This window comes from Parapusillimonas sp. JC17 (genome assembly GCF_052180245.1).
GTDB lineage: Bacteria > Pseudomonadota > Gammaproteobacteria > Burkholderiales > Burkholderiaceae_B > Parapusillimonas.
Genome location: NZ_CP197474.1, coordinates 4,328,954 through 4,342,419 on the forward strand (window position 1 = coordinate 4,328,954; position 13,466 = coordinate 4,342,419).

The 13,466-nt window shown below is 63.7% G+C and carries 9 protein-coding genes; 6 read left to right on the forward strand and 3 right to left on the reverse strand.

Features of this window, described 5'->3' with window-relative positions; all coding sequences use genetic code 11:
• Positions 1-123: 123 nt before the first annotated feature.
• Entirely contained in the window at positions 124-2,145 is a 2,022-nt protein-coding gene (locus ACSBPU_RS20760) for a SpoIIE family protein phosphatase (protein ID WP_442593825.1), read from the forward strand.
• The gene (locus ACSBPU_RS20765) at positions 2,142-3,311 is read left to right on the forward strand and encodes an ABC transporter substrate-binding protein (protein WP_442593827.1); all 1,170 of its coding nucleotides are present in this window, start codon (positions 2,142-2,144) and stop codon (positions 3,309-3,311) included. The genes ACSBPU_RS20760 and ACSBPU_RS20765 overlap by 4 nt, the downstream gene beginning before the upstream one ends.
• A 110-nt stretch (positions 3,312-3,421) precedes the next feature.
• Here ACSBPU_RS20765 and ACSBPU_RS20770 read toward each other — a convergent pair whose 3' ends face one another.
• Together ACSBPU_RS20770 and ilvA are read right to left on the reverse strand one after the other, a co-directional pair.
• Positions 3,422-4,975 carry a glutamate-cysteine ligase family protein gene (locus tag ACSBPU_RS20770; RefSeq protein WP_442598457.1) on the reverse strand — a complete coding sequence of 518 codons (1,554 nt, stop codon included), beginning with the start codon at positions 4,973-4,975 and terminating at the stop codon, positions 3,422-3,424.
• Entirely contained in the window at positions 4,947-6,455 is a 1,509-nt protein-coding gene (gene ilvA / locus ACSBPU_RS20775) for a threonine ammonia-lyase, biosynthetic (RefSeq protein ID WP_180069101.1), read from the reverse strand. Before ilvA ends, ACSBPU_RS20770 begins: the two co-directional genes overlap by 29 nt.
• 129 nt (positions 6,456-6,584) lie before the next feature.
• On the opposite strand from ilvA, the gene ACSBPU_RS20780 reads away from it, so the two are divergent.
• Positions 6,585-7,106: a YqaA family protein gene (locus tag ACSBPU_RS20780; protein WP_442593829.1), complete on the forward strand. Its 522-nt coding sequence runs from the start codon at positions 6,585-6,587 to the stop codon at positions 7,104-7,106.
• Positions 7,107-7,184: 78 nt separating this feature from the next.
• Positions 7,185-11,126, forward strand: coding sequence for a DUF3683 domain-containing protein (locus tag ACSBPU_RS20785; protein ID WP_442593831.1), 3,942 nt, complete (start codon positions 7,185-7,187; stop codon positions 11,124-11,126).
• A gap of 129 nt (positions 11,127-11,255) precedes the next feature.
• Here ACSBPU_RS20785 and ACSBPU_RS20790 read toward each other — a convergent pair whose 3' ends face one another.
• On the reverse strand, positions 11,256-11,801 hold the full coding sequence (locus tag ACSBPU_RS20790) for an adenine phosphoribosyltransferase (protein ID WP_180069094.1): 546 nt from the start codon (positions 11,799-11,801) through the stop codon (positions 11,256-11,258).
• A gap of 71 nt (positions 11,802-11,872) precedes the next feature.
• Here ACSBPU_RS20790 and ACSBPU_RS20795 point away from each other — a divergent pair, with 71 nt between their 5' ends.
• Together ACSBPU_RS20795 and ACSBPU_RS20800 are read left to right on the forward strand one after the other, a co-directional pair.
• Entirely contained in the window at positions 11,873-12,862 is a 990-nt protein-coding gene (locus tag ACSBPU_RS20795) for a KpsF/GutQ family sugar-phosphate isomerase (RefSeq protein ID WP_442593833.1), read from the forward strand.
• The gene (locus ACSBPU_RS20800) at positions 12,859-13,464 is read left to right on the forward strand and encodes a KdsC family phosphatase (protein WP_442598459.1); all 606 of its coding nucleotides are present in this window, start codon (positions 12,859-12,861) and stop codon (positions 13,462-13,464) included. The genes ACSBPU_RS20795 and ACSBPU_RS20800 overlap by 4 nt, the downstream gene beginning before the upstream one ends.
• Positions 13,465-13,466: the final 2 nt, after the last annotated feature.

Below are 13,466 nucleotides of genomic sequence, written 5' to 3' on the forward strand. Positions count from 1 at the left end.
GGAGAAAGGCGCACGGCGCGCGCAAAGCCGTCGCCGAACGTTGCCGCGTGCCGGAAAGGCCAGCGCAGATATGCAATAGTAATTTACAATCCCATGCAAATGAATACCGAGCCGGTGCCCTTTATGCGACTTGCCTCGCTGCGCAGCAAAATATTTCTGCTTGTCGGCCTCACCTTGTTGATGGTCGCCGTCGCGGTGCTCCTGGTCACCCAGCGCAATGTCACGCGCACCGTGGTCGCCAGCGAAGAACAAGCCGTGCGCAACGTACTCAATCTGCTGGTGCGCGATAGCGAGGCGCGATGGGGCGCGCTGCTCAATGACAAGATCATCACCGTGCGCAACGGCAGAAGCCACCTGGTTCAATTGGGCACCACTGTGCGTTCCGTGCTCGACATGTTTGCCGAACAGGTCGAGCGCAGGCAGATCACCACGACCGAAGCCGAGGACCTGGCCAAGCAATGGATCAACGGCCTGGCCCTCGACAAAGACCGCTACGCCTTCATTTTCAATCACGACCTCATTACCATCGCAAGCGGCAAGCGCGAGCTCCTGGGCATGAACCTGTCCGCCCTCAAAGACTTCAAGGGCCACGACCTCGCCGCCTCGGCCTACCAGGAAGCACGCACGACCGGGCAAAGCTTCGCCATCTACCGCTGGCCCTCCAGCGCCAACGACGGCAAAGGAGAACTGCGCTACGCCTATTTTTCCTATTTCGAACCGTGGGACTGGATCTTCGCCATCACCGACAACGCGCGCGAGGTCTCCGAACAGTTCGACCTTCGCCGCGCCGAAATGGAGAATGCGGTCAGCGAAGCACTGGAAACATTGCGCCTGGCCGACTCGGGCTTCGCCTTCATCGTTCAGGACAACGGCGAACTCGTCTCCCCCTTGCCGGCGGAGCATGCCGGCCTGCTCGACGAACGCGAACCGGAAAGCGGGTCGACGCTGCGCGACATGCTGCTCAAGGTTCCCGCCAGCGGAGACATCGCCACCTTCACCTTCGACAGCCCGTCGGAAAAAGGCGACTGGGAAGTCAGCGCCGCCCGTTTCAAGCCTTTGGGCTGGACCATCGTGGCGGCGGTTCCCACCGACGACCTGACGCGCCCCGCCACCGTCCTGCGATTCCGGCTGGGCACGATCTTCCTGGGCGTGCTGGCCATTTCACTGCTCGTGGCATGGGCCATGTCGGCGCGCATCACGCGGCCGCTGCAACAGCTCAGCGATTTCGCCCGCAAGCTGCCCGAACAGGACTTGAGCGCGGCCGCCGACATCCCCGATCACATCGCCCAGCTTCCACGTAGGCAACCGGATGAGGTCGGAAGACTGGCCTCCACCTTCATCTTCATGGATGAACAACTGCGCGAAAAAATCGCCAGCCTCGTGCAGGAGACTTCGAGCCGCGAACGCCTGCAAAGCGAATTGAGCATCGCCCACGACATCCAGATGGGGCTGCTTCCCGTTCCGCTCGACCGAGCCATCCTGGACAAGGTCGACCTCTATGCCACCATGCTGCCGGCCAAGGAAGTGGGCGGCGATCTTTACGACTACTTCCTGCTCAACAACGGCAAGCTCTGCCTCGTCATTGGCGACGTCTCCGACAAGGGCGTGCCGGCCGCCCTGTTCATGGCCGTCACGCGCACGCTCGTCCGGGCTTGTGCCGAAGACGAAACCGACCCCGCGCAGCTGATGGAACGCGTGAACAATCGCCTGTCCGAAAACAACCCGAACCTCATGTTCGTCACTCTGATTCTCGCGGTGATAGACCTCGAATCGGGCGAACTGGCCTGGGCCAATGCGGGCCATCCACCCTTGTGCGTTCTGCAAGGCAACGGTGAGCTACGCATGCTGGAAGGGCGCAGCGGCCCTGCCTGCGGCGTCCAGGACGGCCTGCCCTACCGGCGCTTCACCGCCGTGCTGGAACCTGGTGAAACGGTGGTAGGCTATACCGACGGCGTCACCGAAGCGCTCAATCCGGCCGGTGAACTGTACGGCGAACACCGGCTGTTCGAGTTTCTTGCACACCGGGCGCCGGCCAACGCCCAGGCCACCACCGACGCGCTGATCCGGCACGTGCGCGAGTTCGCGCACGACACCGATCAATCGGACGACATCACGGTCATCGCAGCCAAAAGAGCCCTTTCATGATTTCACGCTACTTCGCCGCCGCGCTCCTCGCCCTGGGTCTGTCCGGCGTGCCGCAAGCCCAGGCAGCCGACGGCACGTCCGCCGCGCCGCCCCAGGTATTCATGACCTCGCCGACCAGCAAGCCCGACGGCACCCGCTGGCGCCTGGGCTACGTCGAAAGCGGCGAATACAGCGAGTACCCGCGCACGCTCGGCGCCATCGTCGGGGGGCTGCAGCGCCTGGGATGGCTCGGGCTCAGCGAAGACATTCCCACCGGCATGACGGGCCGCGAACTGTGGTCCTGGCTAAGCCGGAACGCGCGAAGCAGCCAGCTCGAATTCGTCGAGGACGCCTGGTGGCAGCCCGGCGATTTCGATGCCGACAAGCGAGCGCCCATGCGCGAGGCCATCATGCATCGCCTCGACCAGAAGAAAGACATCGATCTCATCATTGCGATGGGCACCTGGGCCGGCCAGGACATGCGGGCGCTCGGACCTCCCATACCGACCATCGTGGGCTCGGCCAGCGATCCCATCGCGGCCAAGATCTCCGACAGCGCCGCCGACAGCGGCCGCGACAACCTGCATGCCCGGATCGAGCCTGACCGCTACCAGCGCCAGGTTCGCCTCTTCCACGAGATCGTGCCCTTCAAGAAGCTGGGCATCGTCTACGAAGACAGCGATGCCGGCCGCAGCTACGCCGCTGTCGCCGCCGTGGAGCAAGTGGCGGAAGAACTCGGCTTCTCGGTCGAACATTGCCATGCGCAGTCGAACAGCATCGCCACCGAAGCCGCCACCGAAAACGCGCTGAACTGCTATCGCCAGCTGTCGAGCAAGGTCGACGCCGCCTACGTCACCCTGCATCGAGGCATCACCAGCACCTCGATCAAAGACTTGGCGCACCTACTGGAAAAGGCGAAGATCCCCAGCTTCTCCATGGCGGGGTCGCAGGAAGTCGAGCAAGGCATATTGCTCAGCCTGGCCCAGGCGGACGTCTCCTACGTAGGATTGTTCCACGCCGAAACCATCGCCCGGATCTTCAATGGCGCCAAGCCCCGGCAACTGAGCCAGTTGTGGGTGGATCCGCCCAAGATCGCGCTGAACCTGGGCACCGCCCGCATCATCGGTTTTGATCCGCCCGTCGATATCCTGCTGGCGGCCGATGAGGTCTACGAAAAAGCGCCTTGAAGCCGGTATCCAGGGGGCAGACCCCATGCGGGGCCTGACCCCGCGGACCGCGGCGATGTCATGGGGTCAGACCCCGTACGGGGTCTGGCTCCGCCGCTTTTTGCCCAGGGTCAGACCCGGTATCGGGTCTGACCCTCAAAGACGTCGGGATGCAGCGCCGCGTGCCTGCTCAATACCGCTCGCATCCGCGCTTCCGGTTCGCCGGCGGCGGATACCCAGGTATCCAGCATGCGATCCGCGGCGCTTCGGCCGGTAGCCAGCACGAACTCGGGATAAGCCAGCCAGCGCCGATCGCCGGCGTCCAATCCGTCCCATGCGATGGCCAGGACCTCTGCGCACAAGCTCCTGACTCCTTCATGCGCCAGGCCGAATCGCATCGCCGGTTCGCGCAGTGCGCCCAGGCCTTCCCACGTCCGGTCCCGCAGCAGCCGGCAGGCCTCGTCCAGGTTGCCCAGCAAACCGGCCTGCATGGCCGACGGCGCAACGATCACGCTGCGTGCCGCCTCGTCCCCCGCCTCTTCCAGCAAATCCGCGTCTGCAAAGGCGGCGCCCGGCCCGCGCGCCTCGATGTAAGCGTCGGCGCCGCATTGCTCGAACAGCGCTTCCAAGCCACCATCCTGTTCCCAGGCCCGCAAGATGTCCTCCAGGGAAGGCGGCGCGTGCAGCTTGTAGCGCAGCCTGGCATCGAGAAACTGGCCGATCTGCGAATACTCGAAGTGCTGCGCGTGCGGAACGAGATCCACTCCTTGCCCATTGTCCATGCGCCGGGCGGGCCAGCGCGCGGCACGCAGGAAGTCCTGCAGGCAGGGGTCGCCTTCCGGCAAAGCGGTCGGCGCCGCCTTGTAGTCGTCGGAAAGCTCCAGCGGCAGGCCGCGTGTGACCGTGCCGGGGCCGAACATCCAGCGGAAGAAGTCGGCAAGATCGCGAAAAGGGCGGGCCGGATACCGGCTCAGGTACAGGTCGCCGGGAAAGCGGGCCGGAGCGAACACGCGCGGCCACAGCCTCATGCGGTTCTCCTTGTAGCCCGAGATCCGCCCCGATTCGATGGGGCTGTTGGCAAACAGGGCGATGCCGGCCGGCGCCAGCGCGACCGCCACGTTCAATGCGCGAATCGCATCCCGGACCGGAACCGACGTATTGGCGCCATTCTGTGCCTTGGCGTCTATGCCTTCCCAATGATGCCAGCCACGATACTCGCGCAGTTCACGATAGATCGGCCTGGACACGCAGACCCGCCGATACCATTCGGCGTCGCGGCCGCAGGTGGGGTGCTGCGACGCACTCAACACGCATGCCCCGTCCGCCTGCAAGGCGCTCAGCGTATCCGCCAGTTCGGCATTTGCCGCATCGGCCAGCCGATAGAGGCCGCCCTTCCCGCCCTCTATCGGCGCCAATGCGGTTTCCAGCAGATTGAAGCCATTGTCCAGGCCGCAATCCGCACGGGACGTGCTCAGCCCCACGCAACGCCCGTCGAGATAATAAGGCTCGCATTCGACGCCCTTGCGCCGCTTCACCGCGGCAAGCGCTTCAAAATAGCTTCGTACGGGCAGGCTGGCGCCGGACTGCGCGTCGGCCACCACCATTTCCATCTCCAGCCCCAGGCGGGGCCGGTAGGAGAACGGCGCGCCGTTTTTGCTAGAGGAAGAGCCGGTACGCGGGGTTATCGCTTTCATTCCAGTATGGATAGCCCAAGCCGTCGAGGAAGTCCTTGAAGGCCTTCTTGTCCGCGGGCGGCACTTGTATGCCGACCAGGATCCGGCCGTAGTCATCGCCTTGGTTCCGGTAGTGGAAGAGGCTGATGTTCCAGTCCGGGCTCATTGCGCCCAGGAACTTCATCAACGCGCCGGGGCGCTCGGGAAACTCGAAACGGAAGAGCATTTCATGGTCGGCCAGCGCCGAGCGCCCGCCCACCATGTAGCGCAAGTGGGTCTTGGCCATTTCATTGCTGGTCAGGTCCAGCGTGGGGAAGCCCTTCTTGCGGAAGTTCGCGGCCAGCTTCTCGATTTCGGCCTCTGAACTGATTTGCAGGCCGACGTAGACGTGAGCTTGATCCGCATCTGAAATGCGATAGTTGAACTCGGTGACACTGCGATTCCCCACCGCCTCGCACAGCTTCAGAAAGCTTCCCCGCTTCTCGGGCAGCGTCAGGGCGAACAGCGCTTCGCGCGCCTCGCCGACGTCGGCGCGTTCAGCCACGAAACGCAGCCTGTCGAAATTCATGTTCGCGCCGCAAGCGATCACGACCAGGTTCTTGTCCTTCCATTTGTTCGCCGCCGCATAGCGCTTGGCGCCCGCCAGCGCCAGCGCCCCCGCGGGTTCCAGCACGCTGCGCGTGTCCTGGAAGACATCCTTGATGGCCGCGCAGATGGCGTCGGTGTCCACATGCACATAGTCATCGACGAACTCGCGCGCGAGCTTGAAGGTCTCGAGTCCCACTTGCTTGACCGCCGTGCCGTCCGAGAACAGGCCCACGTCGTTCAACGTAACCCGGCGCCCCGCTTTCACGCTGCGCGCCATGGCGTCGGAATCGAAGGTTTGCACCCCGATCACCTTGATGTCGGGCCGCAGCTGCTTGACATAGGCGGACACGCCCCCGATCAGCCCGCCGCCGCCGATCGCCACGAAGATGGCGTCGATGGGACCAGGATGCTGGCGCAGGATCTCCATGCCTATCGTGCCCTGCCCGGCAATGACGTCGGGGTCGTCGAACGGATGGACGAAAGTGAGCTTTTCTTTCTTCTCCAGCTCCTTGGCATGCTCGTAGGCGTCGGAGAAGCTTTCCCCGGCCAGCACGACCTCGCCGCCAAAGCCGCGCACGGCGTCGATCTTGACCTGCGGTGTCGTGATCGGCATGACGATGACGGCCCGGCATCCCAGCCGACGCGCCGACATGGCGACGCCTTGCGCATGATTGCCGGCCGAGGCCGCGATCACGCCGCGCTTGAGCTCGGTCGGGCTCAAGTTTGCCATCTTGTTGTAGGCGCCCCGCAACTTGAAGCTGAAGACGGCCTGCGTGTCTTCGCGCTTGAGGTAGACGTTGTTATGGATACGGGCGGAAACCTGGGGGGCGAAATCAAGAGGGGTCTCGACGGCCACGTCATAAACCTTGGACGTCAGGATGCGCTTTAGATAGTCAGTCGACATGAGAGGAGAGTGCGGTGATGCGAGGGCGGAAAATACGGCAAAGTTGTAGCAAAAGGATACCATAGCGCGATCCACTGGCCATTGCCGTTTCGGCGATAAACTAGCGCCACCGCATCGCGATGACATGTTATGGAAGCTTGGCTGCAACACTCGATACACTGGCTGCTGCTCACCCTGGCCTTGCCCAGCGTGGGCCTGAGCGCCATCTTCGTGGTGAGCCTCGTGTCGGCGACCCTGCTGCCCCTGGGATCCGAGCCGGCCGTCTTCGGATATCTGAAGATGGCGCCCGACATGTTCTGGGCCGCCATCGCCGTGGCCACGGCGGGGAACACGATAGGAGGCGCAATCAGCTACGGCATGGGGCTGGGCGCGGAAAAGGCCTATGAAAACTGGCGCGAGACACATCCGCACAAGATCAAGAACAAGGCCGGCGGCCGCTGGCACGACTACATCAGCTACTGGCTCCACCGGCTCGGCCCGCGCGCGCTGCTGTTCTCCTGGATGCCTCTGCTGGGCGACCCGCTGTGCGCGGTGGCGGGCTGGCTGAAGCTGCCCTTCTGGCCTTCGGTGATGTACATGGCCATCGGCAAGTTCCTGCGCTATGCGGGCATGACCAGCGCCCTGCTGTGGTTCTTTCCCGGCAATCACTGAAGGCGGGGCACGCGTTCTGGTTTAAACTCAACGTAATCCCTTACACTGTGTCTTTAAGGGCCATCCTTTTTTCCTGTCATGAACGCCCCCGTAGCCAGTCATCTGCTTGCCGCCCAGGCACCGCTTGCCACCACACCGCGCCTGCGCGAGATCCCATACAACTACACCTCCTACTCCGACCGCGAAATCGTGCTTCGCCTGCTTGGCGATGAAGCCTGGCAGATGCTGTCCGAGCTGCGGGGCGAGCGGCGCACCGGCCGGTCCGCGCGGATGCTCTTCGAAGTGCTGGGCGATATCTGGGTGGTACAGCGCAATCCCTATCTGCAAGACGACTTGCTGCACAACCCGAAGCGCAGGCAACAACTCATTCAGGCGCTCAATCACCGCCTGAACGAAGTCGACCAGCGCCGCGACACGAGCAGCACCGAGCGCGACGGCAAGGTCGCGAAGCTGCTTGGCGCCGCGCGCTATGCCGTGGCCAGCTTCGAAGAAGAGTTCGTCAAGACGACGGAGTTGCGGAAGAAGGCCATCAAGCGCCTGGGCCGCATCACGCACAAGGACAACATCAAGTTCGACGGCCTTTCCCGGGTATCGCACGTTACCGATGCCACGGACTGGCGCGTCGAATACCCCTTCGTGGTGCTCACGCCCGACACGGAAAACGAAATCGCGGCCCTCGTACGCGCCTGTATCGAGCTGGGCCTCACCATCATTCCGAGGGGCGGCGGCACGGGCTATACCGGCGGCGCCATCCCGCTCACCGCGCGGTCCGCCGTCATCAATACCGAAAAGCTCGACGCCATGAGCCCGGCCGAGCCCACGCAACTGCCCGGCGTCGCCGAACCCGTGTATACGATACTGACCGGCGCGGGCGTGGTCACACGACGCGTCGCCGAAGCGGCCGAAGCCGCCGGGCAGGTCTTTGCGGTGGACCCCACCTCGGCGGACGCGTCCTGCGTGGGCGGCAACGTCGCCATGAACGCGGGCGGCAAGAAAGCGGTGCTGTGGGGCACGGCGCTCGACAACCTCGCCTGGTGGCGCATGGTCGACCCGCAAGGGAACTGGCTCGAGGTCACGCGCCTGGAGCACAATCTCGGCAAGATCCACGACGCCAAGGAAGCCCGCTTCGAACTCAAATGGTTCGACGGCAAGCACGCCCCGGGTGCCGTGCCGCTGCGCAACGAATTGCTCGTCATCGAAGGCTCGCGTTTCCGAAAGACCGGGCTGGGCAAGGACGTCACCGACAAGTTCCTGGCAGGTCTGCCCGGCGTCCAGAAAGAGGGTTGCGACGGCCTGATCACTTCGGCCCGCTGGATTGTGCACCGGATGCCCGCGCACACCCGCACCGTCTGTATGGAGTTTTTCGGCCAGGCGCGCAATGCCGTGCCGTCCATCGTCGAGGTCAAGAACTACCTCGACGGCCCGGGCAAGGCGCTGGGAGCCATCCTGGCCGGCCTCGAACATCTGGACGAACGCTATCTGCGCGCCGTCGGCTATGCCACCAAAAGCAAACGGGGCGTCCTGCCCAAGATGGTCCTGATCGGCGATATCGTCGGCGACGACGCCGATGCGGTGGCCAAGGCGGCCAGCGAAGTCGTGCGCATCGCCAATTCGCGCCACGGCGAAGGCTTTGTGGCGGTCAGCGCCGAGGCCCGCAAGCGCTTCTGGGTCGATCGCGCACGCACCGCCGCGATCGCGCGCCACACCAATGCGTTCAAGATCAACGAAGACGTCGTGATTCCCCTGAATCGCATGGGCGAATACACCGATGCCATCGAGCGCATCAACATCGAGCTGTCCACGCGCAACAAGCTGCGGCTGCTGGACCACATCGAAACCTTCCTGCAGGGCGACCTGCCCATCGGCAAAATCGAAGACCACGACGACGCCGAACACACCCGCGAGGAGATCCTGGCGGGACGCACGCGCGACGCGCTGCAAAGCCTGAGGACCGTGCGCGAGCGCTGGCGCTGGCTGCTGGACGGCCTGGACCTGCCTTTGGCGCAGAATATCGAGACGCTCTGCAGGCTCGGGTTGCAGTCCACGCGTCCGGTGCTCGAAGAAAGGCTGCGTGAACAACCCGATGCAAGCATCTTCGACCTCGTGCAGGATCACACGCTGCGCATTTCCTGGAAGACCGAAGTCCGCGCGTTGATGGAGCGCTATTTCGCAGGCGCGGACTGCGCGGCGGTCCTGGCCGAAATCCAGGCCATCCACGACCGCGTGCTCAAGGGCCGTGTCTTCGTCGCCCTGCACATGCATGCGGGCGACGGCAACGTCCACACCAACATCCCGGTCAACTCGGACGACTACGACATGCTGCGCGAGGCCAACGAAGCGGTGGCGCGCATCATGCAGATCGCGCGCAGCCTGGACGGCGTGATTTCGGGAGAGCACGGCATCGGGCTCACCAAATACGAATTCCTGACCGAGGAAGAGCTCGCGCCCTTCCAGGATTACAAGCGCCGCATCGACCCCGACGATCACTTCAACGCCGGCAAGCTCATGCCCGGTGCAGACCTGCGCAACGCCTGGACCCCCAGCTTCAACCTGCTGGGCTACGAGTCGCTCATCATGCAGCGCAGCGAGATCGGATCCATCTCGAACGCCATCAAGGACTGTCTGCGCTGCGGCAAGTGCAAGCCAGTGTGCGCCACGCACGTGCCGCGCGCCAACCTGCTGTATTCGCCCCGCAACAAGATCCTGGCGACCTCGTTGCTCATCGAAGCCTTCCTGTACGAAGAACAGACCCGGCGCGGCGTGAGCCTGAAGCACTGGGAGGAATTCGAAGACGTGGCGGACCACTGCACGGTCTGCCACAAGTGCTACAACCCCTGTCCGGTCGACATCGACTTCGGCGACGTTTCCATGGAAATGCGTTCGCTGCTGCGTCGCATGGGCAAGAAGTCCTTCAATCCCGGCACGACCGCCGCCATGTTCTTCCTGAACGCCAAGGATCCCGCCGTCATCAAGGCGACCCGCAAGGCCATGATAGACGTCGGCTACAAGGCGCAGCGGCTTGCGCACGATGTGCTGGCGGGCAGCTCGCGCAAGCAGGTTGCGCAGCCTCCGGCCACTCAGGGCAAGGCGCCCATCCGCGAGCAGGTGATCCATTTCATCAACAAGAAAATGCCCGGCGGCCTGCCCAAGCAGACCGCGCGCAAGCTGCTGGACATCGAAGACGCCGACTACGTGCCCATCATCCGCAATCCGGCGGGCACGTCTCCGGACACCGAGGCCGTGTTCTATTTCCCGGGCTGCGGCTCCGAACGGCTGTTCTCGCAAGTGGGACTGGCCACGCAAGCCATGCTGTGGCATGCCGGCGTCCAGACCGTCCTGCCTCCGGGCTATCTGTGCTGCGGCTATCCGCAGCGCGGCAACGGCATGACGGACAAGGCCGAAAAAATCATCACCGACAACCGGGTGCTGTTCCATCGCATGGCCACCACGCTGAACTACCTGGACATCAAGACCGTCGTGGTCAGTTGCGGCACCTGCTACGATCAGTTGGCCGGCTATGAATTCGAGAAGATCTTCCCCGGCTGCCGCCTGATCGACATCCACGAATACCTGCTTGAAAAGGGCATACAGATCAATGGGGTGCAGGGCGTGCGCTACATGTACCACGACCCCTGCCATACGCCCATGAAGCTGCAGGACCCCATGAAGACCGTCAAGGCGCTGGTGGGCGACGAAGCCATCAAGACCGACCGCTGCTGCGGCGAATCCGGCACACTGGCCGTATCGCGGCCCGACATCTCGACGCAAGTGCGCTTCCGCAAGTCGGAAGAACTGGCCAAGAACACCCAGGCCATACGCGCCGACGGCTACGCCGGCGAAGTCAAGATGCTGACCTCCTGTCCGTCATGTCTGCAGGGATTGTCGCGCTACCAGGGCGAAACCGGAATGGAAGCGGACTACATCGTGGTCGAGATGGCCCGCCACATTCTGGGCGAGGACTGGATGCAGAACTACGTGCGCGACGCCAATGCGGGCGGCATCGAGCGCGTGCTGGTTTGAGTGATGGGGTCAGACCCCGTACGATTTGAGTGATGGGGTCAGACCCCGTACGATTTGAGTGATGGGGTCAGACCCCGTACAGGGTCTGACCCCCCAATGCTTTACGTACGGGGTCTGACCCCTCGTGCTTTAGCCTTCGTTGAAATCGCAAACGGTATAAATCGGCAGGCCGGTTTCCCTTAGCGCTTTCGACCCGCCGAGATACGGCAGGTCGATGATGGCGGCGGCCTCGATCACGTTCGCACCCAGGCGCTGCAGCAGCCTGGACGCCGCCACCATGGTTCCGCCGGTGGCGATGAGATCGTCGATCAGCAGCACGCGCTGCCCGGGACGCACCGCATCGGTATGCATCTCGACCGCGGCATTGCCGTATTCCAGGGAATACTCTTCGGCCACGGTCCGGTAGGGCAGCTTCCCCTTTTTCCGGATGGGCACGAATCCCAGGTTCAGCTCATAGGCCAGCACTGAGCCCAGGATGAATCCGCGAGCGTCTATGCCTGCCACGAGATCCAGGCGCTGCCGCATATAACGGTACACGAACAGATCGATCAGCACCCGGAACGACCGGGGATCTTGCAGCACCGGGGTAATATCGCGGAAAGTGACGCCGGGTTTCGGCCAATCAGGCACGCTACGGATCGCGCCGCGCACGTAGCTCACAGGATCAATATGCATGGAATTTGTGACTAAAGCAAAAAAGGCCCAGCGCTGAGTATAAGCGCTTTCTATGCGATTAAAATCGGCAAATGGAAACACCACCCAACCCCGACCCACGCGAGGCGCTGGCTTCCGCACACCGTACTTTCGCCACGGAAATCCAGGCGCTGCAAGCGCTTGACCATCGCCTGGATGCCTCGTTCAGCCTGGCCGTGGACATGATCCTGAACTGCGACGGCCGCGTCGTGGTGACCGGGATCGGCAAGTCCGGGCACATCGCCAAGAAGATTGCGGCCACTCTGGCCTCCACAGGCACGCCCGCCTTTTTCATGCATGCCGCCGAAGCCATTCACGGCGACTTGGGCATGCTGACCGCCCAGGACATCGTTCTGGCCATTTCGTATTCGGGCGCCGCGAACGAACTGCTCACGGTGCTGAGCGTCGCCAAGCGCATGGGCACCCGCATCATCGCCATCACCGGCCACCCGCGATCCGATCTGGCCCAGAATGCCGATCTCCATCTGGATGCCCATGTGGCCCAGGAAGCCTGCCCGCTCAATCTCGCACCCACCGCGAGCACCACGGCCGCCCTGGTGCTGGGCGACGCCATCGCCGTTGCCTGCCTGGAAAGCCGCGGCTTCAGCCGCGAGGATTTCGCGCGCTCCCATCCGGGCGGCGCGCTGGGACGCAAGCTCTTGACCCTGGTGCGCGACGTCATGCGCACCGGTGTCGCCCTGCCGCTGGTGCGCACGAACACGCCCATCGCCGACGCCCTGGCCGAGATGTCGTCCAAGGGCATGGGCATGACCATCGTCGTCGATGACACGCAGCGCCCCGTCGGCATCTTCACCGACGGCGATCTTCGCCGCCTGATCGCCAGGCATGGCGACATCCGGCCGTTGACGGTCGAAGCGGGCATGACGCGCGGCCCCAAATCGGTTCCGCCCGGCGCGCTGGCCATCGAAGCGGCAGCGCTGATGGATTCCGGCCGACTCAGCCAAATGCTGGTGGTGGACGATAGCGGGCTATTATTAGGCGCTTTACACATGCACGACCTGCTCGCCGCCAAGGTTATCTGATCATGAACCTGCCCAAACTGACTCATCCCGCCGAAGCGCTGATCCTTGCGAAAGTGCCTCCCGCCGTCATCGAAAGAGCACGGCAAGTACGCCTCATGATTTTCGACGTCGACGGGGTGTTGACCGACGGCCGTCTCTGGTACAGTGAGCACGGAGAACTCATGAAGGGCTTTCACGCCCTGGATGGGCATGGCCTGCGCCTGATGCGCGAAAGCGGCGTCGACGTCGCCCTGATGACGGGGCGCGAAGGCCCCATCGTGGCGCGAAGGGCCGCCGAACTGGGCATTCCTCTTGTCTTCCAGGGCGTGCGCGACAAAGGCCAGGCCATATCCCGGCTGGCTCAGGAACAAGGCCTTGAATTGTCCGAGGTAGGTTATATGGGCGACGACATCATCGACATGGCCGCATTGCAGCGGGTTGGCTTCGCGGCCAGCGTGCCCAATGCGCCCGCCTATGTCAGCCAGATCGTCCATTGGGTCTCGAGCCGGCCGGGCGGATCAGGCGCCGTGCGCGACTGCTGCGACGTCATCCTTGCGGCGCAGGGCCGGCTTGGCGGCTTCCTTGCCAGTGGAACCGCCCGCCTCAGCGGCGCCATTCAGTAAGC